Origin of the sequence: Actinomadura sp. B10D3 (assembly GCF_039871695.1) — a bacterium.
Taxonomy (GTDB): Bacteria; Actinomycetota; Actinomycetes; order Streptosporangiales; family Streptosporangiaceae; genus Spirillospora; species Spirillospora madurae.
In genome coordinates this window covers 38,049-61,840 of record NZ_JBDPLY010000040.1, presented here as the reverse complement: position 1 = coordinate 61,840, position 23,792 = coordinate 38,049, and the positions used below count along the sequence as shown (strand labels likewise).

General features: G+C 73.7%; 22 protein-coding genes and 1 riboswitch. Of the genes, 13 read left to right on the top strand and 9 right to left on the bottom strand.

Annotation, left to right across the window (positions count from 1 at the left end; translation table 11 throughout):
* Positions 1-44 precede the first annotated feature (44 nt).
* Positions 45-165: riboswitch (cobalamin riboswitch) on the top strand.
* A gap of 69 nt (positions 166-234) precedes the next feature.
* The 4 genes from ABGB11_RS38490 to ABGB11_RS38475 all read left to right on the top strand — a co-directional run bounded on the left by ABGB11_RS38490 (position 235) and on the right by ABGB11_RS38475 (position 3,767).
* Positions 235-1,158 (top strand): ABC transporter substrate-binding protein, encoded by a 924-nt coding sequence (locus ABGB11_RS38490; RefSeq protein WP_347640440.1) that lies wholly within the window; start codon positions 235-237, stop codon positions 1,156-1,158.
* 133 nt (positions 1,159-1,291) lie between these two features.
* Positions 1,292-2,311 carry an iron ABC transporter permease gene (locus ABGB11_RS38485; protein WP_347640452.1) on the top strand — a complete coding sequence of 340 codons (1,020 nt, stop codon included), beginning with the start codon at positions 1,292-1,294 and terminating at the stop codon, positions 2,309-2,311.
* The gene (locus tag ABGB11_RS38480) at positions 2,308-3,078 is read left to right on the top strand and encodes an ABC transporter ATP-binding protein (protein WP_347640439.1); all 771 of its coding nucleotides are present in this window, start codon (positions 2,308-2,310) and stop codon (positions 3,076-3,078) included. The genes ABGB11_RS38485 and ABGB11_RS38480 overlap by 4 nt, the downstream gene beginning before the upstream one ends.
* Positions 3,075-3,767 (top strand): adenosylcobinamide amidohydrolase, encoded by a 693-nt coding sequence (locus tag ABGB11_RS38475; protein ID WP_347640438.1) that lies wholly within the window; start codon positions 3,075-3,077, stop codon positions 3,765-3,767. Before ABGB11_RS38480 ends, ABGB11_RS38475 begins: the two co-directional genes overlap by 4 nt.
* 110 nt (positions 3,768-3,877) lie before the next feature.
* Here the strand turns inward: ABGB11_RS38475 and ABGB11_RS38470 are convergent, their stop codons facing one another.
* A complete protein-coding gene (locus ABGB11_RS38470) occupies positions 3,878-5,293 on the bottom strand; it encodes a chromosome segregation ATPase (RefSeq protein ID WP_347640437.1) in 1,416 nt (471 codons plus the stop codon).
* Positions 5,294-5,370: 77 nt separating this feature from the next.
* Positions 5,371-6,918, bottom strand: coding sequence for an AMP-binding protein (locus ABGB11_RS38465; protein WP_347640436.1), 1,548 nt, complete (start codon positions 6,916-6,918; stop codon positions 5,371-5,373).
* A gap of 231 nt (positions 6,919-7,149) precedes the next feature.
* Here ABGB11_RS38465 and ABGB11_RS38460 point away from each other — a divergent pair, with 231 nt between their 5' ends.
* On the top strand, positions 7,150-9,255 hold the full coding sequence (locus tag ABGB11_RS38460) for a hypothetical protein (protein WP_347640435.1): 2,106 nt from the start codon (positions 7,150-7,152) through the stop codon (positions 9,253-9,255).
* Positions 9,252-10,610 (top strand): extracellular solute-binding protein, encoded by a 1,359-nt coding sequence (locus tag ABGB11_RS38455; RefSeq protein WP_347640434.1) that lies wholly within the window; start codon positions 9,252-9,254, stop codon positions 10,608-10,610. The genes ABGB11_RS38460 and ABGB11_RS38455 overlap by 4 nt, the downstream gene beginning before the upstream one ends.
* A 16-nt stretch (positions 10,611-10,626) precedes the next feature.
* On the opposite strand, the gene ABGB11_RS38450 is transcribed toward ABGB11_RS38455, so the two are convergent.
* Positions 10,627-11,217: a TetR/AcrR family transcriptional regulator gene (locus ABGB11_RS38450; protein WP_347640433.1), complete on the bottom strand. Its 591-nt coding sequence runs from the start codon at positions 11,215-11,217 to the stop codon at positions 10,627-10,629.
* Positions 11,218-11,295: 78 nt separating this feature from the next.
* Between ABGB11_RS38450 and ABGB11_RS38445 the strand changes: the two genes are divergently transcribed.
* Genes ABGB11_RS38445 through ABGB11_RS38430 form a run of 4 tightly spaced genes read left to right on the top strand, consistent with a single transcriptional unit; the run spans position 11,296 to position 16,941 of the window.
* Positions 11,296-12,909, top strand: coding sequence for a carboxyl transferase domain-containing protein (locus ABGB11_RS38445; RefSeq protein ID WP_347640432.1), 1,614 nt, complete (start codon positions 11,296-11,298; stop codon positions 12,907-12,909).
* Positions 12,910-12,917: 8 nt separating this feature from the next.
* Complete coding sequence (locus tag ABGB11_RS38440; RefSeq protein ID WP_347640431.1) at positions 12,918-14,855, top strand: biotin carboxylase N-terminal domain-containing protein; 1,938 nt, start codon at positions 12,918-12,920, stop codon at positions 14,853-14,855.
* A gap of 2 nt (positions 14,856-14,857) precedes the next feature.
* The gene (locus tag ABGB11_RS38435; RefSeq protein ID WP_347640430.1) at positions 14,858-15,787 is read left to right on the top strand and encodes a hydroxymethylglutaryl-CoA lyase; all 930 of its coding nucleotides are present in this window, start codon (positions 14,858-14,860) and stop codon (positions 15,785-15,787) included.
* Positions 15,788-15,792: 5 nt separating this feature from the next.
* Positions 15,793-16,941 carry an acyl-CoA dehydrogenase family protein gene (locus tag ABGB11_RS38430; protein WP_347640429.1) on the top strand — a complete coding sequence of 383 codons (1,149 nt, stop codon included), beginning with the start codon at positions 15,793-15,795 and terminating at the stop codon, positions 16,939-16,941.
* Positions 16,942-16,981: 40 nt separating this feature from the next.
* Here ABGB11_RS38430 and ABGB11_RS38425 read toward each other — a convergent pair whose 3' ends face one another.
* From ABGB11_RS38425 to ABGB11_RS38415, 3 genes are all read right to left on the bottom strand, one after another.
* Entirely contained in the window at positions 16,982-18,193 is a 1,212-nt protein-coding gene (locus ABGB11_RS38425; protein WP_347640428.1) for a hypothetical protein, read from the bottom strand.
* Positions 18,183-18,701: a SigE family RNA polymerase sigma factor gene (locus ABGB11_RS38420; RefSeq protein ID WP_347640427.1), complete on the bottom strand. Its 519-nt coding sequence runs from the start codon at positions 18,699-18,701 to the stop codon at positions 18,183-18,185. Before ABGB11_RS38420 ends, ABGB11_RS38425 begins: the two co-directional genes overlap by 11 nt.
* Positions 18,702-18,772: 71 nt before the next feature.
* The gene (locus ABGB11_RS38415; RefSeq protein WP_347640426.1) at positions 18,773-19,366 is read right to left on the bottom strand and encodes a methyltransferase domain-containing protein; all 594 of its coding nucleotides are present in this window, start codon (positions 19,364-19,366) and stop codon (positions 18,773-18,775) included.
* 70 nt (positions 19,367-19,436) lie between these two features.
* Between ABGB11_RS38415 and ABGB11_RS38410 the strand changes: the two genes are divergently transcribed.
* A complete protein-coding gene (locus ABGB11_RS38410; RefSeq protein ID WP_347640425.1) occupies positions 19,437-20,198 on the top strand; it encodes an FkbM family methyltransferase in 762 nt (253 codons plus the stop codon).
* Between the two features lie 11 nt (positions 20,199-20,209).
* Here the strand turns inward: ABGB11_RS38410 and ABGB11_RS38405 are convergent, their stop codons facing one another.
* The 3 genes from ABGB11_RS38405 to ABGB11_RS38395 all read right to left on the bottom strand — a co-directional run bounded on the left by ABGB11_RS38405 (position 20,210) and on the right by ABGB11_RS38395 (position 22,808).
* A complete protein-coding gene (locus ABGB11_RS38405; protein ID WP_347640424.1) occupies positions 20,210-21,127 on the bottom strand; it encodes an LLM class flavin-dependent oxidoreductase in 918 nt (305 codons plus the stop codon).
* Positions 21,128-21,138: 11 nt separating this feature from the next.
* The gene (locus ABGB11_RS38400) at positions 21,139-22,239 is read right to left on the bottom strand and encodes an FAD-dependent oxidoreductase (protein ID WP_347640423.1); all 1,101 of its coding nucleotides are present in this window, start codon (positions 22,237-22,239) and stop codon (positions 21,139-21,141) included.
* 92 nt (positions 22,240-22,331) lie between these two features.
* Positions 22,332-22,808, bottom strand: a complete 477-nt coding sequence (locus ABGB11_RS38395) for a MarR family transcriptional regulator (RefSeq protein ID WP_347640422.1) — start codon at positions 22,806-22,808, stop codon at positions 22,332-22,334.
* A gap of 154 nt (positions 22,809-22,962) precedes the next feature.
* Between ABGB11_RS38395 and ABGB11_RS38390 the strand changes: the two genes are divergently transcribed.
* Together ABGB11_RS38390 and ABGB11_RS38385 are read left to right on the top strand one after the other, a co-directional pair.
* Entirely contained in the window at positions 22,963-23,376 is a 414-nt protein-coding gene (locus ABGB11_RS38390) for a DUF4260 family protein (RefSeq protein WP_347640421.1), read from the top strand.
* A 17-nt stretch (positions 23,377-23,393) separates the two neighbouring features.
* Complete coding sequence (locus ABGB11_RS38385) at positions 23,394-23,726, top strand: TfoX/Sxy family protein (protein ID WP_347640420.1); 333 nt, start codon at positions 23,394-23,396, stop codon at positions 23,724-23,726.
* Positions 23,727-23,792: the final 66 nt, after the last annotated feature.

The following is a 23,792-nucleotide window of genomic DNA, read 5'->3' as shown; positions in this document are numbered from 1 at the left end:
GTGAGTATACTACTCACTCCGCGGATTCCGACAGACCCGCACTCATGGGCTGATACCGTTGCGATGCTGCGCGCCTGGAGCGAAGTCCGGTGAGAATCCGGCGCTGTCCCGCAACTGTGGTGCCCTTCCGAGTGGCCGAGCCAGGTCGCCTCCTCGCGCGCCGACGACCGTCGACCTCGTGGAAGGGCGATCCGTCCTGAGCGGGCCGCGGCTTCCCGCAGCATGGAGGCTCCTGTGAGACCCGTACGCACCCTCGGCGCGGTGATGGCCATCGGCGCCGTCCTGTTCGCCTCCGCATGCGGCGGCGACGACGCGGCGTCCGGAGACGGGACGACGTCCGCCGAGCAGTCCGTCACCGTCCAGGCCGCGAACGGCGCGGTGACGGTGCCGGCGAAGCCGAAGCGGATCGTGTCCCTCTCCCCCACCCACACCGAGACGCTGTTCGCGATCGGCGCCGGTCCGCAGGTGGTGGCGGTGGACGAGTACTCCAACCACCCGGCGAACGCGCCGAAGACGAAGCTGTCCGGCTTCAAGCCGAACGCCGAGGCGATCATCGCTTACAAGCCGGACCTCGTCGTGCTGTCCGACGACCTGAACGGCGTGGTCAAGGCGCTGGAGAAGGTGAAGGTGCCGGTCCTGCTGGAGCCGGCGGCGGCGAAGCTGGACGACGCCTACGACGAGATCACCGACCTCGGACAGGCCACCGGCCACACCGCCGAGGCGAAGAAGGTCACCGACGGCATGCGGGCCTCGATCCAGCGGACGGTCGCCGCGTCGTCCAAGGCCAAGGGCCTCACCTACTACCACGAGCTCGACCAGCAGCTTCACTCGGTGACGTCGCAGACGTTCGTTGGCCAGGTGTACGCGCTGTTCGGCCTACAGAACATCGCCGACAAGGCCGGGAAGGCGTCCGGCGGATACCCGCAGCTGTCCCGCGAGTACCTGCTCAAGCAGGACCCGGACCTGATCTTCCTGGCCGACACCAAGTGCTGCGGGCAGAACGCCGCCGCCCTCGGCAAGCGCCCCGGCTGGTCGGACCTCAAGGCCGTCAAGGGCCAGGGCGTGGTCGAACTCGACGACGACATCGCCTCCCGCTGGGGTCCCCGCCTGCCGGAGTTCGTGAAGGCGATCGGCGACGCCGCCCAGAAGGTCCAGTGACCGGGGACTCCCGCCCGTGAGCAAGCGCCCGGCCCGCTCCGGAGACGTCCCCGACGACCAGACCAAGACGTCTGCGCGACGCGGGCAGAAGCCCGCGTGGCGCGGGCGGGGGGAGGCGCGGCAGCAGGCCCGGCTGCGGCCGCTGCCGCTCGCGGTGGCGGTGGGCCTGCTGGTGGCGGCCCTGCTGGCCGGGGTGCTGGTCGGGGCGGCCGGGCTGCCGGTGGCGGGGGTCCTGAAGGCCCTCGCCGACAAGATCCCGTTCGTGCACGTCGACTCGGGGTTCGGGGTGATCGACGAGAACGTGCTGTTCGAGCTGCGCGTGCCGCGGGCGCTGATGGCGGCGCTGGCCGGGGGGATGCTGGCGGTGGCGGGCGCCGGATACCAGGGCGTGTTCCGCAACCCGCTCGCCGACCCGTACCTGCTCGGCGCGGCGGCCGGTGCGGGGGTCGGCGCGACGGTGGTGATCGTGCTGGTGCCGGGCGACCCCGGATACGGGGTGCCGCTGGCCGCGTTCGCCGGCGCCATGGGCGGGGTGTTCCTGGCGTACGCGCTCGGCAACGTCGCGGCGGGACGCGGGAACGGGGCGGCCACGCTGGTGCTGGCGGGGGTGGCGGTGTCGTCGTTCCTGGCGGCGGTGCAGACGTTCATCCAGCAGATGAACGCGCAGGAGCTGCAGCGGATCTTCTCGTGGATCCTCGGCGGCGTCGGGACGGCCGACTGGCACCAGCTCGGTCTGGTGGCCCCGTACGCGCTGGTGTCGGCGGTCGTGCTGCTCGCGCACGGCCGGCTGCTGGACGTGCTGAGCGTCGGGGACGAGGAGGCGGCGTCGCTCGGGCTGGCGGCGTCGCGGGTGCGGCTGACGGTGCTGGTGGCGGCGTCGCTGGCGACGGCGTCCGCGGTCGCGGTGAGCGGGCTGATCGCGTTCGTCGGCATCGTCGTGCCGCACATCGTGCGGCGGCTGGCGGGCGGCTCGTACCGGATCGTGCTGCCGCTGTCGCTGCTCGGCGGGGCGGCGTTCCTGGAGGCGGCGGACCTGGTGGCGCGGACGGCGGTCAAGCCGGGCGAGCTGCCGCTCGGCGTCGTGACGGCGTTCGTCGGCGGGCCGTTCTTCGTCGTGGTGCTGCGCGCCTCCCGCAGGCAGGTGGACACGTGACGGTCGCGGTGCGGGGGCTGGACGTCGCGCTCGGCGGGCGGCCGGTGCTGGAGGGGGTGTCGCTGGACGTCCCCGCCGGGACGTGGACGGCGGTCATCGGGCCGAACGGCGCGGGGAAGTCGACGCTGCTGCGCGCGGTCCTCGGGCTCGTCCCGTCCCGCGGCGAGATCGCCCTCGCGGGCGAGGACCTGCAGACGCTCAAGCCGCGGCAGCGCGCCCGGCTCGTCGCCTACGCCCCGCAGAGCCCGAACCTCCCGGTCGGCATGACGGTGTTCGACTACGCCCTGCTGGGCCGCTCCCCCTACATCCCGCATCTCGGGCGCGAGAGCGCGCGCGACCGGGCCATCACCGGCGAGGTGCTCGGCAGGCTGGACCTCACCGCCTTCTCCGCCCGCCCGCTCGACCACCTGTCCGGCGGGGAGCGGCAGCGCGTGGTGCTGGCCCGCGCGCTCGCCCAGCAGGCCTCCGTGCTCCTGCTGGACGAGCCGACCACCGCGCTGGACATCGGCCACCAGCAGCAGGTGCTGGAGCTGATCGACCAGCTGCGGCTGTCCGACGAGCTCACGGTCGTGACCACGATCCACGACCTGACCCTGGCGGGGCAGTACGCCGACGGCCTGGTCCTGCTGTCGGGCGGGCGGGTCGCCGCGGCGGGGCGGCCCGAGCAGGTCCTCACCCGCGCGACGGTCGAGGAGCATTTCGGCGCGCGGGTGCACGTCACGTCCGGTCCGGGCGGCCGGCCGATCCTGTCACTGGAGCGTCCGTGAACATCGAGACGGTGTGGCGCGAGGAGGACGGCGCGCGGCTCGCCATGACCGTGTGGCGGCCGGGCCCCGGGCACCGGATGATCTCCTCGGCGATGCTCGGCGGCGGCATCGGCCCGGCGCGCTGGGTGCTGAACGCGCAGGTCCCGGGCAGCTACTCGCGGACGGACCCCGTCGCGCACCTGGCAGAGCTGGCGGCGTCGCAGGGGCTGGACGGCCGGGGCGCCGGGATGCTCACGGCGGCGTCGGTGGCGCGCACCATGCGGCGCGACGACGAAGGGGTGAGCGTGTCGGCGACGGTCGGGCTGCGCGTCCCGACCTGGGCCGCCGCGCCCGCCGGGACGCCCGATCCCGAGCTGGCACCGCTCGCGGAGGGCGGCGCGTCCGAGCCCGCCCGAGCGCCCGGGACCGTCAACATCGTGGTCGGCGTGCCGGTGCCGATGAGCGACGCGGCGCTGGTGAACGCGGTCGTCACCGCCACCGAGGCCAAGACGCAGGGACTGCTCGAAGCGGGGTTCCCGTGCACGGGGACGGCGTCGGACGCCATCTGCGTCGTGGTCGAGACCGGCGGGCAGGAGGAGATCTTCGCGGGCCCGCGCTCGACATGGGGGTCGAGGATCGCCCGCGCCGTGCACGCCGCCGTGCACGCGGGGGCCGTCGACTACGCCCGGCTCCTGGAGGGCGGGGACTAGCACCGGCCGCCGTACCACCCCGGTGCGGTACGGCGGCCGGTCTCAGGGCCAGTGCAGTGTGGGGTTGGCCTCACCTCCTCCATATGCGCGTCCTCCGACCGGCGTGACCGTCAGCCGGCATGGGGAAGGCGATGTCCGTATCCGTTGGGGCCGTTGTGCCCGTTACGGCTGTTGTGACGGAGCGGGTCGGTGGCGAGCGGGTCGCCCCCGATGTCCAACAGGGACCCGTTCATCGGCGGCAGGGAGTGCAGCCCGGTCGGCGGCTCCCGGTCGACGGGCGGGCGCGGGCCGGGCTGCCCGTCGACCGCCGCGGTGAGCGCGTCGACGCGGCGGCGGGCGCGGTCGGCCTCGGCGCGGGCGGCGTCCCGTTCGGCGGTGAGCGCCCGGACCGCGGCGCGCAGCTCGTCGGCGGTGCGGGTGAGCTGCCAGGTGTGCTGTTCGAGCTCGCGGGCCCGCGCCTGGATCTGGTCGCGGTCGGCGACGGCCTGCCCCCGCTTGGCCTCGGCGTCGCGGACGGCCGAGCGCAGGTCATCGGCGGCGCGGGTGGCGGCCTCGGCCTCGACGCGCTGCCCCTCGACGAGGGTCTCGGCCTCCGACAGCCGCCCGTGCAGCGAGACCAGCTCCGCGCGGGCGCTCTCCAGGGAGGAGAGCAGCTCGCCCTCCCGGGAGGCCATCCGGTCGCGTTCGCGCTCGGCGGCGAGGCGGGCCGCGCGGGCGCCCTCGGCGTCGTCCTCGGCCTCCTGGCACTCCTGGCGCGCGGCGTCGCGTTCGGCGGCGAGGCGCTCGGCCTCCGCGCGGGCGGACGCGGCCTCCTGCTCGGCGGCCTCCGCCCGGGCCCGCGCGGTGGACGTCTCCCGCCACGCGAGCCGCGCCTGCCGCTGGGACTCGTCGCGCTCCCGCTGCGCGATCGCGACCTGCCCGGCGGCCTCGGCGCGGACGTCGGCGACCCGCCGCTCGACGCCGGCGACGCTCAGCTCGGACATCAGCGATCCGGCGAGCCGGTCGGCGAGGCCCTCCAGCCGGTCGACCATCTCCCACGTCCAGGCGACCTGGCCGGTGAGGCCGGGGGATTCGAGGCCGCGCTCGCGGCTCGCCAGCGCGGCCTTCTCGCACGCGCCGTCCCCGTCCTGGCAGTAGCGGACGGTGCGGGCGCCGCGCACCGGCTGCGGCACGGGCCGTCCGCAGCCGGCGCACGGCCAGACCGCGACCGGGTCACCGAGGCGTGCGATCCCGGCGCGGTCGTCTTCGAGGGCCGGCGGCTGCCCCGCGCCGGCCGGGATGGTCAGGTCGGCCGACGGGTCGGTCTGCCGCGCGGGCGCGCGGGCGGCGTCCGACGCGGCCTGGAGCAGCGCCGCGGCGTCCGCGGACGCCCGCGCCGCGTCCGGTCCCCCGACCTGGCCGCCGGAGGGCGCGGGGTCGCCCTCGGCGTAGGCGGCCGGGTCGGTGATGACGGGAAGGTCGGTCTGCGTCGTGGCGGCGGGGGTCGGGGCGACGTTGTCGATCGGGGCGACCTTCTGGTCTTCCATGTGCCGTGGTACGCACGAACACCGGGAGGCGTTCGACGTTTCCGGCAACGACTTGCGACCCGTTCGCCCCGCCGGGCTCAGCCGTCGTGTTCCCGCAGGTAGTCCTCCCGCATGCGGCGGCGGCTGAGTTTGCCGGACGGGGTGCGCGGCAGCGTCTCGCGGAACTCCAGGCGCCGCGGGTGCTTGAGCTTGGACAGGCGCGGCCCGCAGTGCGCGAGCAGTTCGGCGGCGAGGGCGTCGCCGGGCTCGGCGCCCTCGGCGGGCTCGACGAGCGCGACGACGCTCTGCCCCCAGTCCTCGTCCGGGACGCCGATGACGACGACGTCGCCGACCGCCGGATGCTGCAGCAGCGCCGACTCGATCTCGGCCGGGTAGATGTTCACCCCGCCGGAGATGATCAGGTCGGTGCGGCGGTCGCTCATGTAGAGCCAGCCGTCCTCGTCGAGGTGGCCGAGGTCGCCGGGGGTGTAGTACTCGCCCCGCATGCTGGAGGCGGTCTTGTCCGGGTCGCCGTGGTACTCGAACCCGGGCTGGCCGGTCGCGTAGATCAGACCCGTCTCCCCCGGCGGCAGCTCGGCGCCCGCCGGGTCGAGGATCTTGATCTGGACGCCGTCGACCGGGCATCCGACCGTCCCGGGGTGGGCGAGCCAGTCGTGCGGCTTCGCGACGACGACGGGGCCGCTCTCGGTGGAACCGTAGTACTCGTAGAGGACGGGCCCCCACCAGTCCATCATCCGCTGCTTGGTCTCCACGGGGACGGGCGCGGCGCTGTGGAACACCTGCCGCAGCGACGACACGTCGTAGCGGGCGCGGACGTCGTCCGGCAGGGCCAGCATCCGGTGGAACATCGTCGGCACCATGAAGGTGTTGGTGACGCGGTGCCGCTGGATCAGCTCCAGGGTGTGCTCGGGACGGAACTGCGGGGCGACGACGATGGCGTGCCCGAGGTTGAGCGCCATCATCGCGTGGACGCACGGCGCGGAGTGGTAGAGGGGCCCGATGGCGAGGTGGACCTCGTCGCCGGGTTCGAGGCCGAGATGGCGCATCAGCGTCTGCCGCATGACCTCGATGAGCATCTCGGGCGGGATGTCGAGCAGGGGCCGCCGCACGCCCTTCGGCCGTCCCGTCGTCCCGGACGTGTAGAGCATGATCGAGCCCATCTGCCGCTTGGCGGGCGGGTCGGCGCTGGCCGAGGCGCACAGCGAGGCAGTCGTGCGGTACCCCTCGGCGGGGTCGACGCCGAGCCGCGCGTCGGCGGTAATGCCCGCCTCCTCGGCGGCGCTGGAGACCGCGCCGGCGAGCGCGCTCTCGGTGATGACGGCCTTGGCGCCGCTGTCGGCCAGGATGTAGCCGATCTCGGACACGGTCAGGTGGCGGCTCGCGGGAACGAGGTAGAGCCCCGACTGCGTGGCGGCGAGCAGGACGGTGAGGAACTCGGGCCGGTTGCCGAGGACGGTCGCCAGCGCGTCGCCGGGCCGCAGGCCGAGGTCGACCAGCGCGTTGGAGAGGCGGTTCACCTCGGCGTGCAGCTCGCCGTAGGTCATCGGCACGCCCGCGGCCAGCACGGCGGGACGATCGGGGTGGTTGCGCGCGATCTCGTAGAAGCCGACGCCCTCAACGCCCATGAGGCTCTCCTTTGTCCGGTCCGGCGGCCCTCGCCCGTCCGTGGGGTGACCCGCGTCCATCTGACCTATGTTGCTGGCGCCCCGTCAAGAGGCCGGGGCCCCGGGTCCTCACGGCGGGCGGATCCCCCCGGCCGGTCGGGAAAGCCGCTGACCGCGACCGTGCGGCTACGTATCATGTGATCGCAGTGCCGGGGGGCCGAAGGAACGAGACCTACGCGGCGATGGGGCGTGATGACGGGACCGCACGGCGGCGACGGCGACCGGTCACGGCCCCCGGCACGCCGGGACGGATTACCGGGCTGGCTCCGCCGGCTGCTCCAGGTGCTGGTCCTCGACCTGGCGTCCACCGTGGTCATCAGCCTCGGGGTGACGCTCGTCCACGGTGCGTTCTGGCTCAACGCGGCGGTCTCCCTGCTGGTCATCGCGGCGGTGACGGCGGGCCTGTTCGCCTTCTACCCCGACCACGCGCACGCCGTCATGGAGCGGGTGTCGAGGGCGCTGAAGTGGGGCGGCGCGGCACTGGCGTGGTGGGTCGCCGGGGCCGCGGTGATGGCGCTGGTCCTGCTCGCCGGCGTCGGCGTCCACCGGCTGGGCGAGCGCACGGGGGCGTGCGGGCAACCGCTGGAGCTGCGGGTGCTGACCGCGCCGGAGACGCTCACGCCGCTGCGCGCCGCGGCGGCCGAGTTCGCCGGCGACGGCCGGGACGACCGCGGCTGCCGCAAGTACAGCGTCACCGTGGTCCCCGAGACGGGGCCGGTCCCGCTGTACGACGGGTTCCGGCTGCTGTGGCGGCGCAGCGAGCCCGCCGACGAGCGGCACAGCGACGCGCAGCAGCTCTTCGGCCCGCAGCCCGACATCTGGGTGCCGTCGTCGACGGCCGAGTACGACTTCGTCCCGAAGGGCGCGGGCCAAGCCGGGGCGGCGGAGGCGGGCGCGGCCGGCGCGGCGAAGGGTGATCCCCTCTTCCGCCCGCGCGGGACGCTCGGGACGTCGCCGCTCGTGCTGGCGCTGTTCACCAAGGCCCACGAGTCCGTCGCCGACCCGATCGCCGCACCCATCGCGACGGACACGGCGGCACTGCTGAAGCGCTTCGCCGACGCCGGGGTGAGGCTGCGCGCCATCGCCCGTCCCATCCCCGAGACGTCGACGGCCGCGCTGGCGGTCACTCCCGCGCTGTACGACGCGACGCCGGACGGCGACGACCGGGAGGACGAGCGGTTCGCCGAGCCCGCCGACCTCGTGGCGCCGGACGCGGTGTCGCTGCTGTGCCGGTTCCGCCAGCAGGCCGCCGCGCAGGCGTCCGAGCCGCCGGACGACATCGCCGTCGCCGTCCCCGAGCAGGTGCTGCACGACTACGACATGGGCCGCCCGCTCGGCGACGACCGCTGCGGCGCCGTCGACGCGGACGCGGCCCCCTACGCGGCGTGGCGGCTGCACCCGTACTACGCGACCGACCTGCCGACGCTCGACTACCCGTTCGTCCAGGTCCGGTGGCGCGGCCAGGACACGCGGGAGCGGGACGCCGCGGTCGCCGACCTCCGCCGCTGGCTCGAACGCAATCCCCTGACGGCGCAGGGCTTCCGGGACGAGCGCGGCGTGATCCCGCCCGCGAACGAGGGCGATGCCGCGCACCACTACCTGTCGCGGCTCCAGAGCGTGGTCGGCAACCGGGTGATGCCGCCCGTCGTGGGGCTCCAGCCGGCGGAGGGCGTCCAGCGGACGCTCGACCGCATCGGCGCCGCCCGTCCGAGGATCCCGGTGTCGCTGATGCTGGACGTGTCCGGGTCGATGGGCGGCGCGACCCCGGGGCGCGACGGCTCGCGCCTCGCCCGCGGCACCTCGTTCCTGCGCAGCCTGGTGACGCAGTTGCAGAGCAACGACCGCGTGAGCCTGCAGGTGTCGTCGTCGACGGCGCCGGCCGGCAGCCGGGAGACGTTCGGGAACGTTCCCCAGGACACCGCGTCGCCGGACCAGAAGAGCGCGGTGGCGAGCCGGCTGCAGGCGGTCGCGTCCGGCGGCGCCGACCAGCCGCTCAGCGACGCGATCGCGGCGGCCGACGTCGGGTCGGGCAGGCAGAACATCATCCTCGTCACCGACGGACAGTCACCCGCGACCAACCCCGGCATCGGCTCCCGCACGGAATGGCTGTCGGGCGAGTTCCGCGACCGGCACCCGGGCCTGCGGCTGACGGTCGTGCTGACCGGTCCGGCGGCGTGCGGCTCCGCGCCCGTGCGGCAGATCGTGGACGCGTTCGGCCCGGACGGCGGGCGGTGCGTGCGGCTGACCGACGCGCCCGAGGCCGAGCAGGCGGCCGAACTCCTGTCGGAGCTGCGATGAGGGGAGGACGGTTCCTGCCGAAGGGCCGGCGGGCGTGGGTCAGCGCCGCCGCCGGGGCCGCGCTCGTCCTGGTCGTCGGCATGGTGGTGCTGCTGAGGCCGGATTCGTCCTACCAGGGGATCGAGGGCGACTGCGACCGCTCGGAGCTGCTGGTCGCCGGCGGCACCGACGTCAGCCTGAAGAACCAGCGCCGGGCGCTGATCCGGCAGTGGAACGAGACCCGCTACCCCGGCGGCCGGCCGCACCCGCACGCGACGCTCGTGGAGGTGTCGGAGTCCACCGACCTCCAGCACAGCCAGCTCAAGGCGGTGCAGGAGTCGGGCGGCTGCGCCTACGACGTCCTGATCATGGACAACACGTGGACGGCGCAGTTCGCGGGCAGCGGCTACCTGCGGCCGCTCGACGACATCGAGGACCGGGAAGACTTCTTCCCCGCCGCGCTGCGGACGGGCGAGTACGACGGCGAGCAGTACGCCGTCCCGTTCAACGTGGACGTCGGCCTCCTCTACCACTGGGAGGGCGTGACGCCGCCGACCGCGTGGCCGGGGCTGCTGTCCGGCAACGTCGCGATGCAGCTCTCCGACTACGAGGGCCTCACCGTGAACGCGCTGGAGGCGGTGTGGAACGACGGCGCCGCCGGGCGCCTCACGGGCGCGGGCCGCCCGGAGGAGGACGACCTGCGCGACACGGTGTATCCGGCGCTCACCCGGCTCGCGCCGCTGGCGCACGGGCCGCTCGCGCCGTCCCGCCAGTACGACGAGCTGAAGAGCATCGAGGCGTTCGCGTCGGGGACGAAACTGATGCGCAACTGGCCGTACGCGTTCTCGGTGCTCGCGTCCGAGCCCCGCATGCGGGACGGCACCCGCCTGCGGTTCGGGGTGAGCGCGCTGCCGGGCCGCACCGTGCTCGGCGGGCAGAACCTCGCGGTGTCGAAGTTCTCCCCCAACCCCGATGACGCGGCCGATCTGGTGGCGTTCCTGAGCGGGACGGACAGCCAGCGCCTGCTGTTCTCGTGCGGCGGGTTCGCGCCCGGCCGCTCCTCGGCGCTCGGCCTGTCGCCGGGCCGCAGCTCGCCCGCCGACGTGAAGGTGCGGACGTGCTCGTCCCTGACCGGGGAGCCGCTCGGTCCCGGCGAGACCGACGTGCCCGACGCGGCGCAGCTCACCCGGCTCGGCCGGGCCGTGGTGACCGCGCTCGGGCGGGCCGAGCCGCGTCCGGTGACCCCGCACTACAGCACGTTCAGCGGCACGTTCCGCGGCTGCGTCCAGAAGATCTTCGACCGGGCGGGGACGGACGCCGCGACGTTCGCGCGGGCGATCGAGCGCTCCCTGGACGGGCGCGCGGCGTCCTGCTGACGGGCGCCGGGGTCCGCTAGCGGGCGCCTTCCAGCGCCGCGCGGGCCATGCCGTGCAGGAGGTCGCCCATCGCGTCGCGGTCGAGCCCGGCGGCGCTGCGCGGGGTGGAGTTGAGCAGGCCGAAGCACGCGTGGACGGCCGCGCGGGTCCGGTCGTCCGGCAGGCCGGGGCTGAGGCGGCGCAGGACCCCGACCCATTCCTCGACGTAGGCGCGCTGGAGCCGGCGGATCCGGTGCCGCTGCGGTTCGGGGACGTTGTCCAGCTCGCGCTCGTGCACGGTGATCAGCGCGGGGTTGTCGAGCGAGAAGGCGATGTGCCAGCGCAGCAGCGCGTCCAGGGCCCGCCGGGGATCGGGGTCGGCGGCGCGGCGGGCGCCCTCGGCGAGCAGCCGCTCGCTGATGTCGAGGAGCATCTCGGCGAGCACCGCCTCCTTCCCGCTGAAGTGCCGGTAGAGGGCGGGCCCGGTGAGCCCGACGGCGCGGCCGAGGTCGCCGATGGAGGCCCCGTGGTAGCCGCGGCGCGCGAACAACTCGGCGGCGGCGCCGAGGATCTCGGCGCGCCGCGGGTTCGGCGGGCCGGCGGGCTCCGCCGCCGCTGGGGACGTCATGCCGGCCAGTCTAGACTAGAGTTGTTAACGGGCGTTAACATCGGCATTGTTAATGAGCGTTAACCGGGAAGGGGGGTCATGAGCGGACCCGAGATCGGCACCCGCGCCGACGTCGCGGGCGAGGCGTTCAAGGCGAGCGCCGCCCACAACGAGGCCCTCGCCGCGGAGCTGCGCGACCGCATCGACCGGGCGGGGCGCGGCGGGCCGGAGCGGGCCCGCGAGCGGCACGTGGCGCGCGGGAAGCTGCTCCCCCGCGACCGGGTCGACACGCTCCTCGATCCCGGCTCGCCCTTCCTGGAGCTGTCGCCGCTGGCCGCGAACGGCATGTACGGGGACGAGGCGCCGGGCGCGGGCATCATCACCGGCGTCGGGCGGATCTCCGGCCGCGAGTGCGTCGTGGTCGCCAACGACGCGACGGTCAAGGGCGGCACGTACTACCCGATCACGGTGAAGAAGCATCTGCGCGCGCAGGAGGTGGCGCTGCACAACCGGCTCCCCTGCGTCTACCTGGTCGACTCCGGCGGCGCGTTCCTGCCCCGGCAGGACGAGGTGTTCCCCGACCGCGAGCACTTCGGCCGCATCTTCTACAACCAGGCCACGATGTCGGGGCGGGGCATCCCGCAGATCGCCGCGGTGATGGGGTCGTGCACGGCGGGCGGCGCCTACGTCCCGGCGATGAGCGACGAGGCGGTCATCGTCCGCGGCCAGGGGACGATCTTCCTCGGCGGCCCGCCGCTGGTGAAGGCCGCGACCGGCGAGGTCGTGACGGCCGAGGAGCTGGGCGGCGGCGAGCTGCACTCCCGCACGTCCGGGGTGACCGACCACCTCGCCGAGGACGACGCGCACGCGCTGCGGATCGTCCGCGACATCGTCGGTACGCTGGGGCTGCGCGAGCCCCGGCCCTGGGACGTCGCGCCGCCCGAGGAGCCGGCCGCCGACCCGGCCGAGCTGTACGGGATCGTCCCGCCCGACTCGCGCACCCCCTTCGACGTGCGCGAGGTCATCGCCCGGATCGTGGACGGCAGCCGCTTCCAGGAGTTCAAGAAGGAGTACGGCGCCACCCTCGTCACCGGCTTCGCGCGGATCCACGGGCACCCGGTGGGGATCGTCGCGAACAACGGGATCCTGTTCAGCGAGTCGGCGCAGAAGGGCGCGCACTTCATCGAGCTGTGCGACCGGCGCAGCGTCCCGCTGGTGTTCCTGCAGAACATCACCGGGTTCATGGTCGGGCGCGAGTACGAGGCCGGCGGCATCGCCAAGCACGGCGCCAAGATGGTCACCGCGGTCGCGTGCGCCCGCGTCCCGAAGTTCACCGTCGTGATCGGCGGCTCGTTCGGCGCCGGGAACTACGCGATGTGCGGGCGGGCGTACTCGCCGCGCTTCCTGTGGATGTGGCCGAACGCCCGCATCTCGGTCATGGGCGGCGAGCAGGCGGCGAGCGTCCTCGCGACCGTCCGGCGCGACCAGATGGAGGCGCGCGGCGAGGAATGGTCCGCGCAGGACGAGGAAGGGTTCAAGGCGCCGATCCGCGAGCAGTACGAGGCGCAGGGGAACCCGTACTACTCGACGGCGCGGCTCTGGGACGACGGAGTGATCGACCCGCTCGACACCCGGCGCGTGCTGGGGCTCGGGCTGTCGGTCGCGGCCAACGCACCGCTGGAGCCGGTCGGCTACGGCGTCTTCCGGATGTGAGGGTGTTGATGTTCGACAGCGTCCTGGTCGCCAACCGCGGGGAGATCGCCGTCCGCGTCTTCCGCACGCTGCGGCGGCTCGGCGTCCGGTCGGTGGCCGTTCACACCGACGCCGACGCCCGGTCGCGGCACGTGCGGGAGGCGGACGAGGCGTTCCGCATCCCGTCGTACCTGGACATCGAGGCGGTGGTCTCGGCCGCGCGGGCGGCCGGGGCGGCGGCCGTCCATCCCGGGTACGGGTTCCTGGCCGAGAACACGGCCTTCGCGCGGGCCTGCGGCGCGGCGGGGCTGGTGTTCATCGGCCCGCCGGCGGAGGCCATCGAGGCGATGGGCGACAAGATCCGGGCCAAGCGGACGGTCGCGGCGGCCGGCGTCCCGGTCGTCCCGGGCAGGGACGAACCCGGCCTGTCCGACGCCGAGTTGAAGGCCGCCGCGCTGGAGGTCGGGCTTCCGGTGCTGCTCAAGCCGTCGGCGGGCGGCGGCGGGAAGGGCATGCGGCTCGTCCGGGACGCGGCCGGCCTGCCGGAGGCCATCGCGTCCGCCCGCCGCGAGGCGCGGGGCTCGTTCGGCGACGACACGCTGCTCGCCGAGCGGTTCGTCGAGAACCCGCGGCACATCGAGATCCAGGTCTTCGCCGACGCGCACGGCGGCGCGGTCCATCTGGGCGAGCGCGAGTGCAGCCTGCAGCGCCGCCACCAGAAGATCATCGAGGAGGCGCCGTCGCCGCTGCTGGGGCCCGAGGCCCGGGAGCGCATGGGCGCCGCAGCCGTCGCCGCCGCGCGGGCCGTCGGGTACGTGGGCGCGGGAACGGTCGAGTACATCGTCTCCGCCGACCGCCCGGACGAGTTCTTCTTCATGGAGATGAACACCCGGCTCCAGGTCGAGCACCCGGTCACGGAGCTGGTCACGGGCCTCGACCTGGTCGAGCTCCAACTCCGGGTGGCCGCGGGCGAGCCGCTGCCGTTCGCGCAGGACGACGTCCGCCTGGACGGCCACTCCATCGAGGCGCGCGTCTACGCCGAGGATCCGGCGCGGGGGTTCCTGCCGACGGGCGGGCGCGTGCTGTCGCTGACCGAGCCCGACGGCGCCCGCGTCGACTCCGGTCTCGACACCGGGACGGAGGTCGGCGGCTCCTACGACCCGATGCTCGCCAAGGTCATCGTGCACGGCGCCGACCGCGCCGAGGCCCTGCACCGCCTCGACCGCGCGCTCGCCGGATACACGCTCCTCGGCGTCCCGACGAACGTCGCGTTCCTGCGGGCCCTGCTCCGGCACCCGGCCGTGGTGTCGGGCGAGCTCGACACGGGGCTGGTCGAGCGGTCCCTGGACGACCTGCTCTCGGGCACGGCCGTCCCGCCGGAGGTGCTCGCCGCCGCGGCGCTGGAGCGGATGCTCGCCCTCGAATCCGGCGACGACCCGTGGGACGTCCCGGACGGCTGGCGTCCCGGCGCGCACGCGTGGGCGCCGTGGATCATCACCCCGTCCGGCGGCGACCCGGTGGAGGTCCGGGTGCAGGGGCGGGCCGCGTCCGCCCGCGTCGCCGTCGGCGGCGACCCGCCGGTCGACGCGTCACTGACCAGGCCCTTCACGCTGACCTACGGTGGAAGGACGACCTCGTTCGAGGCCGCCCACGACGGGCGAACGCTGTGGCTCGGCCGGGACGGGCACGCGTGGGCGCTGAGCGAGCACGTCCGCGCCGAGGGCGGCGCCGCCGCGGGCGCCACGGGCGACGGGGTGCTGCGCAGCCCGATGCCGGGGACGGTCCTGGCCGTCAAGGCGGCCGAGGGCGACCACGTCGACGCCGGACAGCCGCTGGTGGTCGTCGAGGCGATGAAGATGGAGCACACGGTCACCGCGCCGCTCGCCGGCGTCGTGGCCAAGCTGCCGGTCCGCGCGGGCGCGCAGGTCACGCTCGACGCGGTGCTGGCCGTGATCGAGGAGGCGTGAGGATGCCGGTACCGCTGCCCGGCCTTCCCGAGCGGGTCACGATCTACGAGGTCGGGCCCCGGGACGGGCTGCAGAACGAGAAGGCGGTCGTCCCCGCCGGGGTCAAGGCGGAGTTCGTGACCCGGCTCGCGGACGCGGGCCTGCGCACGATCGAGACCACGAGCTTCGTCCACCCCAAGTGGGTGCCGCAGCTCGCGGACGCCGAGGAGCTGCTGGGCGTCCTGCCGCGCTCGCCCGAGCTGCGCTACCCGGTCCTCGTCCCGAACGAGCGGGGCCTGGACCGGGCGCTCGCCAACGGCGTCACCGAGATCGCGATCTTCGGCAGCGCGACCGAGACGTTCGCGCGCCGCAACCTGAACCGCACCGTGGACGAGTCGCTCGCGATGTTCGCCCCCGTCGTGGAGCGGGCCCGCGCCGAGGGCCTCTGGGTGCGCGCCTACGTGTCGATGGCGTTCGGCGACCCGTGGGAGGGCGGCGTCCCGATCGAGCAGGTCGTGTCCGTGGCGTCCCGCATGATGGACATGGGCTGCTCGCAGCTCAGCATCGGCGACACCATCGGCGTCGGCACGCCCGGCCACGTCACCGCGCTCATCGAGGCCTTCGTGGCCGCGGGCATCGGCACCGACCGGCTCGCCGTCCACTTCCACGACACCTACGGGCAGGCGCTCGCCAACACCCTGGCCGCGCTCCAGGCGGGCGTCACCGTCGTGGACGCGTCGGCGGGCGGCCTCGGCGGCTGCCCGTACGCGGAGAGCGCCACCGGCAACCTGCCCACCGAGGACCTCGTCTGGATGCTGGACGGCCTCGGCGTGGAGACGGGCGTCGACCTGGACGCGCTCGTCGCCACGAGCGGCTGGATGGCCGGCCACCTGGGCCGTCCCAGCCCGTCCCGCGTGGTCCAAGCCCTGTCACCCTCACCGGATTCGGAGTAGCCCAGATGATCGACTTCACGCTCACCGACGAGCAGGAGGAGCTGCGGCGCACGGTCGAGCGGTTCGCCCGCGAGACGGTCGCCCCGGTGATCGGCGACCTGTACGAGCGCGGCGAGTTCCCGTACGAGATCGTCGCGGCGATGGGCAAGATGGGGCTGTTCGGGCTGCCGTTCCCCGAGGAGCACGGCGGCATGGGCGGCGACTACTTCGCCCTCTGCCTCGCCCTGGAGGAGCTGGCGCGCGTCGACTCCTCGGTGGCGATCACGCTGGAGGCCGGGGTGTCGCTCGGCGCGATGCCGATCTACCGGTTCGGTTCGGCGGGACAGAAGGAGCGGTGGCTGCCGCTGCTCACGTCCGGGGAGAAGCTGGCGGGCTTCGGGCTGACCGAGCCGGGCGGCGGGTCGGACGTGCCCGGCGGCATGCGCACCACGGCGCGGCTGGACGGCGACTCCTGGGTGATCAACGGCTCGAAGGCGTTCATCACCAACTCCGGCACCGACATCACCGCGTTCGTGACCGTCACCGCGTTCACCGGCGACGACGAGATCTCCACGATCATCGTCCCGAACGGCACGCCGGGCTTCACCGTCGGGCGCAAGTACTCCAAGGTCGGCTGGTCGGCGTCCGACACCCGCGAGCTGTCGTTCGACGACGTCCGGGTGCCGGCGGAGAACCTGGTCGGCGAGCGGGGCCGGGGCTACGCCCAGTTCCTGCGCATCCTGGACGAGGGCCGCATCGCGATCGCCGCCCTGTCGGTCGGCCTCGCCCAGGGGTGCGTGGACGAGTGCCTGCGCTACGTCCACGAGCGGCAGGCGTTCGGCAAGGAGATCGGCCGCTACCAGGCCATGCAGTTCAAGATCGCCGACATGGAGCTGCGCGCGCACACCTCCCGCCTCGCCTACTACGCCGCCGCGGCGAAGATGCTGGCGGGCGAGCCGTTCAAGAAGGAGGCCGCGATCGCCAAGCTGGCCGCCTCCAACGCCGCCATGGACAACGCACGCGAGGCCACCCAGATCTTCGGCGGCTACGGCTTCATGAACGAGTACGCCGTCGGCCGCTTCTACCGCGACGCGAAGATCCTCGAAGTGGGCGAGGGCACCTCGGAGGTCCAGCGCATGCTGATCGCCCGCGCCCTCGGCCTCCCCGCGTCCTGACCCGCGCCGGCCGGCCCGCGAGCGCGGGCCGGCCGCGCCGTCAGCGGATCGCGGAGAGGTCGATCGCCTTCGTCTCACGGTCGCCGATGGCGAAGATCATCGTGTGGCCGACCCTGAACCCGCTGAAGCCCTTGCCTATCTCGATGTCGAGCAGCTTTCCGCTCCGCAGGTCGTAGAGGGTCACCTTCGAGGACGTCATCCCGGGAGCCCGGTAGAGGACGAACCGGTCGCCGATCAGGTTCTGGTCGGTGAAGTGCTCCGCGAGCAGCAGCCGCCCGGCCTTTCCGTCCCTGCGCTGGACCGCGTTGTGCATGGGCTTGCCCCGGTAGGCGGTGTCCGTGGGCCTGCCGACGCACCAGGTCACCCCGCAGGACCACGAGCCTTTGAACGGCGCGAGGACGGCCTTGCGCCGCTCCCCCGTCCGCACGTTCCACAGGTCCCGGTAGCGGATGCTCCCGGCCTTGTCCGCGTCCGTCCCCGGCGAGCCGAGCCAGGGCCAGGAGACGACCCGGAACCCCGTGCTGCCCGCGATCTTCGCGGCCGGTCCGCCCGCCAGGGGCACCCGGAACACGCCCTGCTCGGTCTCCCAGATCACGGTCCGGTCCTCGATGAACAGGCCGGACGTCGGCGACCCCGCCTCGGCGATCCTGCGCGCCTGGCCGCCCGCCAGCGGGGCGGTCCAGATCTCCGTCACCGTCCGGCCACCGGTCCTGCGGGCCAGGCCCCAGGCCACCTGGTCGTCGCCCACGGCGAAGGCCGCGTCATAGGGCTTCGGCCCCTTCGGCGGGACGATCCGGGCGATGACGTCCGCCTTGCCGGTCTTGAGGTCGTACGCCCACACCCGGTCGACGATCCCGGACGCCGAGGCGGTCGTCCCGATCAGCCTGTGGCCGTCCAGGAGCGTGATCGGGCTCAGCGGGCGCCCGTCGGGCAGCGTCCGCGGCACGCTGCGCACGGCGTCCGGCCACCGGTCGCGCACCTTGACGGGCGTGCCCAGCTCGGCGGCGGTCACCGGCCTCAGCTTCCCGGGCCCGGCGGCGGGCGGCGGACCGTCACCGCGCAGCATCGCGCCGGCCGCGCTCGTCCCGCCCAGGACCACCGCGACGGCGAGCACGGTGGCCGAGACCCGGCGGCGCACCCTCCTGCGATGCCCCGCCTCCACCTGTTCCAGCAGTCCCGGCGGGACGGTCGGCGCCGCGTCCGCGGCGGTCGCCAGGGTGCCTTGCAGCGCCCGGTCCAGCTCATCGGTCATGGTGCCCTCCCGCCGTGGACGCGGCGGCCGGACGCCAGTCCGCGCGAAGCTTGTCGAGTGCGCGGGCGGCCTGGCTGCGCACCGTCCCGCGCGATATGCCGAGCGTCTCGGCGATCTCCTCGTCGGACAGGTCCTCGTAGTACCGCAGGACCAGCACCGCCCGCTGCCGCTGCGGAAGCGCCGTGAGCGCCTCCCACAGCCGCGGATCGTGCTCAGCCCTGTCCAGGCCGGGGTCGTCGTAGCGCCCTTCCGGGACGGACCGGACCAGCCGCTCGCGTCTTCGCCGCCGCCAGGCGCTGATGTGCTGCCGCGCCATGATCCTCCGGACGTAGCCTTCGGGGTCGCTCTTGTTCGCGACCCGGCCCCATGCGCCGCGCAACCTGATCAGCCCCTCCTGCAGCAGGTCCGCCGCGTCATGGGCGTTTCCGGTGAGCACATAGCCGTAACGCAGCAGCGCCTGGGCACGGGTCGCCACGAATTCCTCGTACGTCACGCCGTCGTCGTTCAAGAGGCCGTCCCTTCCATCACTCCCAGGACGCGCGGCCCTCCGGATCTGTTGCACGGCCGGGCGGATCGGGGTCAGGTGCGGCAGGCCGTGAAGGTGGTGAGGTCGGAGAGGTCGCGGCGGGTGACGGTGGCGAAGCGGCGGCGCAACTCGCGCTCGATGCGGTCGAGCTGCTCGGCCGGCAGGGCGAGGCGGCGGGCGAGCCTGGACGACCCCTTGCCGCCGTGCTCGGCGATCAGGACACGGCCTCCGGGGCGCGTGACGCGGCGCAGTTCGTCCAGGCCGGCCTCAAGGCTCGGCCAGATCGCGACGTTGTTGACCGAGACGACGCAGTCGAACTCGGCGCCGCCGAAGCCGGTGTCGGCGGCGGTGCCGATGCGGAGGTCCGCCCGCGGTGCGTGCTTCCGGGCCATCCTCTGCATCTGCGGGGACGGGTCCACGCCGCACACCCGCCCGGTGGTGGCGCGGGTCAGGCGGCGGGTCAGGGCGCCCGGCCCGTACCCTACCTCCAGGACGTCCTCGCCCGGGCGCACGTCGAGCAGAGCGGCGACCTCGTCCTGCCTGTTCATCCGGAACATGACGCTCCCGGCGAGGCGACCGCGCAGCCCGCTCGGCAGGACGAAGGGCGATCGGGTGGCCTTGCCCGACGTCCACGGTCTCGTCTCCATACCGGGGGAGTTCCCCGACGTGAAGCCCGGAATCCGTCCCGGGCGAGGCCGTGCGCGGTAGGGTCGGCGAATGCTGCTGCGCGCGTACGGGATCGCCCGGTCGCTGGTCATGTACTACGGCATTCCAGGCAAGCACCGGCGCGCGAAGCGCCTCTATGGTGAGTTCCTCGGGCCCGGTGACGTCGCGTTCGACGTCGGCGCGCACGTGGGCGGGCGCGTACGGGTGTGGCGCGGCCTGGGGGCGCGTGTGATCGCGATGGAGCCGCAACCCGACTGCCTGCGCGTCCTGCGCCTCTTCTTCGGACGTGACCGGGAGGTCACCATCGTGCCGGGGGCGGTCGGGGCCAAGCCGGGGCGGGCGCAGCTCGCGATGTCCACGGCCACGCCGACGGTCTCGTCCATGTCGCCCGGCTGGATCACGTCGGTGACCCGGGACGACAGCTTCGCCCGCGTCCGGTGGGACCGCTCGATCGAGGTCGAGGTGACGACGCTGGACGACCTCATCGCGGCCCACGGCGTCCCGGCCTTCTGCAAGATCGACGTCGAGGGGTTCGAGGCGGACGTGCTGGCGGGCCTCACCCAGCCGCTGCCCGCCCTGTCGTTCGAGTACGTACCGTCGGCGCACGACGCGTCCATGGAGGCGCTGCGCCTGGTCGAGCGGCTCGGCGACTACGTCTACAACTACTCCCCCATCGAGACGATGCGGTTCGCGAGCCCGCGCTGGCTGGAGGCGGACGAGCTGCGGCGGCAGCTCGAACGGATCCGTCCCCGCGGCCGGTCCGGCGACGTCTACGCCCGCCTCCGGACCGCCGGGGACCGTGACTCAGCCTGACCGCCGCGCCGTCACTGACCGCTCTCCTTCACGACCGCCTCGCGCACGGCCGGGACGATCTCCTGGGCCCAGCGCGCGAGGGACACCGAGTCCTGCGTCCCGCCGCCGGGCGAGAACAGGATGAAGCCCGACGCGCCGTGCTCCAGCACCGCCCCGGTCAGCTCCTCGACCCACTGGCCGGTGGAGCCGCCGATCCACCGGCCGTCGCGGTCCCGGGTGGCGGGCCGCGGCAGGTCGGTGATGCGGCCGGGGAAGTTGTAGACCGTGCGGACCTCGCCCGGGTCGCGGCCGGCGGCGACGGCCGCCTCGTCGATGATCGGCCGGGACGTCCGGTAGCGCTCGCTGAGCCAGTCCGCCGCGTGGCCGGGGAGCCAGCCGTCGGCGACCCGGCCGGTCGTGGCCAAGGACTTCGCGCCGACCGACCCCGTCCACACCGGGGGCGCGGGGACCGGAGCGGGCTCGATCTCGTCCACCCGGTAGTGGCGCCCGTGGAAGGTCACCGGCGGGCCGCCACCCGACAGCTTCCTGACCAGGACGATCGCCTCCTCGAAGGCCTCCACGGCATCGGACGGCGAGAGCTTCGGGACTCCCATGTCGGAGATCCGGTCCCACAGGCCGCCCGCGCCCATGCCGAGGACGACGCGCCCGCCGGACAGCGCCGACAGCGTCGTGATCATCCGCGCCAGCATGGGGGCCGGGCGGGTCGGCAGGTTGGTGACGTTGGCGAAGCCCGCGAGGTGCTCCGTGCGCCCGAGGATGAAACCCAGCGAGGCGTAGGTGTCCAGGCGGGTGCCGATGTAGGGGTGGTCCGACAGGGAGAAGATGTCGAGCCCGTCCCGGTCGGCCTGCTGTGCCAGCCGCAGCAGCTCGGGACCGTCGTCGATCCCGCTGTGCGCGCCGAAGCCGAAGACGACGTCGTTGACCGGCATTGTTCCGCCTCTCATTCGGAGTCGGCCGTGCCGAACATCTCGGCGAAGCGGCCGGTGAACAGGTCGGCGCCCTTGTAGTCGACCACCGTCGCGGTCGGGACGACCGACGGGCCGTCGGGGGTGGGCATCTGGCCGACGCCTCCGCGCGGGCCGAGCGGGAGCAGGATCATGGGGTCGGCCGCCGCCCGGTACACCGCCGCCGGCCGTTCGCCGCGCAGCTGCGCGGCGATGTTCTGCGCCACGACCTCGGCGTGCTGCATCGCGTACCCGGCCCGCTTGGTCTCGGCCAGGTCGGTGATGTCGCCGACCGCGTAGACGTGGTCGTGCCCGCTGACGTTGAGGTTCTCGGTGACGGGGACGTGGCCCTGCGCCGTCCGGGTCGTGAGCCGGCCGTCGGCGAGGTAGCCGCTGTTGACGTCCACGCCGTACGCGCGGAACCAGATGTCGGCGGTGATCTCCTCGCCGCCGGCGGTGGTGACGGTGAAGGTCTCCGCCCGGCCGCTCTCGACCGCCGGCGGTGCCGTGAGGACCGTGCCCAGCCGCAGCCGGACGCCGAGGTCGCCGAGCTGGCGGTGCAGGTCCTCGCGCATCTCGTCCTCGAAGCCGGGGAGCACCTCCCCGGCCGGGTCGACGATCGTCACCTGCTTGTCCGGCCACACCTCCTTGATCTCCCCCGCCAGCTCCAGCCCGACCGGCCCGGCGCCGGCGATCAGCACCCGGTCGGCGCCGGCCAGCTCCTTGTGCGTGCGGTGCAGGTCGTCCAGCGCCTCGCCGGTCGAATGGGCGGCGGGCTTGGCCGGGTAGGCGTAGCTGGAGCCGGTCGCCAGGACCAGGTAGTCGGCCTCGACACGGCGTCCGGAGGCCAGCGTGACGCCTTCGGGGTCGGCGGAGACCGCGCGGTCCCGGATCACCGTCCCCCTGGCGAGAAGCCGGTCATAGGGGAAGAACATGTTCCCCGCCCAGTCGGGCCGGGTGAGCGCCCGCAGCGCTCCGGACGCGTTGGCGAACGCGTCCCGGGGATCGATGAGGACGACGTCGGCCTCGGCGTCCAGCGCCTTGGCGACCGCCGCTCCCCCGTAGCCTCCGCCGATGACCGCGACAGTACGGCTCATGGTGCACACTCCAAAGACAAGGTTGAGTTCGTACTACGAACCATATTAGTTCGTGATACGAACTGCAACCTCCGGTCTTCTGGAATGCGGTCTCACCGCGTCCGGGCGGCTCCTTCGTCGGGCTCCACGAACACCACGGGGACCTCGTTGTCCGTCACGACGCGACCGAGCAGACCGGCGAGCGCGTCTCGCTCGGCGTCACTGAACCCCACCGGGAGCCTGTCGATCCGCCGGCAGGTCTCGTCGTAGAACGCGTCCACGAGCTTGGCGCCCTGCGCGGTGAGGGCGACCCGGACCGCGCGCATGTCGTCCGGGTCCGCCTCGCGCCGGACCAGGCCGTTGCGCTCAGTGCGGTCCACCAGGCCGGTGAGGCTCGACTTGGCCAGCCCGAGCATCGCCCCCAGCTCGCTCATCCCCCGCGGCTGCGCCATCAGCACGCACATCAGCTGCCCCTGCTGTGCGGTGATGCCGTACTCCCGCGCCGACTCGGCATAGACGGCGTTCACCAGGAAGGCGCCCCGCACCAGCGCGGAGACGACTCCGATCTGCTCATCATCCTGCTTGCCCACGCGACCAGCATACCCCCGCCACCCTCGGAAATTCGCGCAACGAACTACCCGCCGAGCCACTCGCCCACCCGCCGGAACCTGTCGATAGCTTGACAGCTAACCAGATTAGCTTTAGCTTGAAGCTAACGACCTTAGCCGCCGCCTGGGAGGGCTCATGAGCACCGTCACCGCTCCTGCCGCGTCCACCGCCGTCCGCACCATGCGCCGCGTCGCCTGGTCCGCCGGCGCCCTCTTCTGGACGGCCTTCGCCGTCCTCGAAGGCGTCAACCACGGCTGGCTCGCCGGGGCCTTCGCCGTCGCCTTCTTCATCGCCCCGGACCTCACCTTCCTTGTGGGTTTGCGGGACGCCCGCACCACCGAGCGCGGCCAGTTGCCGGCCCGCGCGGTGCCGTACTACAACGCCGCGCACCGCGCCCTGGTCCCCTTCGCCCTGATGCTCGTGTACACGTTCGCGCCCGTCGCCTGGCCGCCGATCTTCGCGGGCCTGTGCGGCTGGATGGCGCACATCGCGCTCGACCGGGCCTTCGGCTACGGCCTCCGCGGCAAGGATGGTTTCCAGAGGTCCTGACCTGGGAGGATCGACCCGTGAGCTACGACGAGGAGCTGGCCGGCCGGGTGCGTGACATCCTCCAGGACCGCCCTGGCCTGACGCAGAAGCGGATGTTCGGCGGGATCGCGTGGCTGGTGGACGGCAACATGTCCGTCGTCGTCCGCAGCAAGGGCGACCTGATGGTGCGGGTCTCCCCCGACGACCACGACGCGATGCTCGCCGAACCCGGCACCGCCACCATGATCATGCGCGACCGCCCGCTCCGCGGCTGGATCACGGTGGCCCCGGACGCCTGCGCCACCCCGGCAGCGCTCAACACCTGGGTGGAACGAGCCCTCGCGTACGCCGCGACGCTGCCGCCGAAGTAACGCCACCCTCCGGCACTGCACAGGTCCTGCCACCGACTGCGATGCCGGGTCGCCGCGGACCCGGTC

Coding starts and splice junctions, on each gene's coding strand:
- ABGB11_RS38470 (WP_347640437.1), bottom strand. CDS start 5,293: ATGGAAGACCAGAAGGTCGCCCCGATCGACAACGTCGCCCCGACCCCC.
- ABGB11_RS38465 (WP_347640436.1), bottom strand. CDS start 6,918: ATGGGCGTTGAGGGCGTCGGCTTCTACGAGATCGCGCGCAACCACCCC.
- ABGB11_RS38460 (WP_347640435.1), top strand. CDS start 7,150: ATGACGGGACCGCACGGCGGCGACGGCGACCGGTCACGGCCCCCGGCA.
- ABGB11_RS38455 (WP_347640434.1), top strand. CDS start 9,252: ATGAGGGGAGGACGGTTCCTGCCGAAGGGCCGGCGGGCGTGGGTCAGC.
- ABGB11_RS38450 (WP_347640433.1), bottom strand. CDS start 11,217: ATGACGTCCCCAGCGGCGGCGGAGCCCGCCGGCCCGCCGAACCCGCGG.
- ABGB11_RS38445 (WP_347640432.1), top strand. CDS start 11,296: ATGAGCGGACCCGAGATCGGCACCCGCGCCGACGTCGCGGGCGAGGCG.
- ABGB11_RS38440 (WP_347640431.1), top strand. CDS start 12,918: ATGTTCGACAGCGTCCTGGTCGCCAACCGCGGGGAGATCGCCGTCCGC.
- ABGB11_RS38435 (WP_347640430.1), top strand. CDS start 14,858: ATGCCGGTACCGCTGCCCGGCCTTCCCGAGCGGGTCACGATCTACGAG.
- ABGB11_RS38430 (WP_347640429.1), top strand. CDS start 15,793: ATGATCGACTTCACGCTCACCGACGAGCAGGAGGAGCTGCGGCGCACG.
- ABGB11_RS38425 (WP_347640428.1), bottom strand. CDS start 18,193: ATGACCGATGAGCTGGACCGGGCGCTGCAAGGCACCCTGGCGACCGCC.
- ABGB11_RS38415 (WP_347640426.1), bottom strand. CDS start 19,366: ATGGAGACGAGACCGTGGACGTCGGGCAAGGCCACCCGATCGCCCTTC.
- ABGB11_RS38410 (WP_347640425.1), top strand. CDS start 19,437: ATGCTGCTGCGCGCGTACGGGATCGCCCGGTCGCTGGTCATGTACTAC.
- ABGB11_RS38405 (WP_347640424.1), bottom strand. CDS start 21,127: ATGCCGGTCAACGACGTCGTCTTCGGCTTCGGCGCGCACAGCGGGATC.
- ABGB11_RS38400 (WP_347640423.1), bottom strand. CDS start 22,239: ATGAGCCGTACTGTCGCGGTCATCGGCGGAGGCTACGGGGGAGCGGCG.
- ABGB11_RS38390 (WP_347640421.1), top strand. CDS start 22,963: ATGAGCACCGTCACCGCTCCTGCCGCGTCCACCGCCGTCCGCACCATG.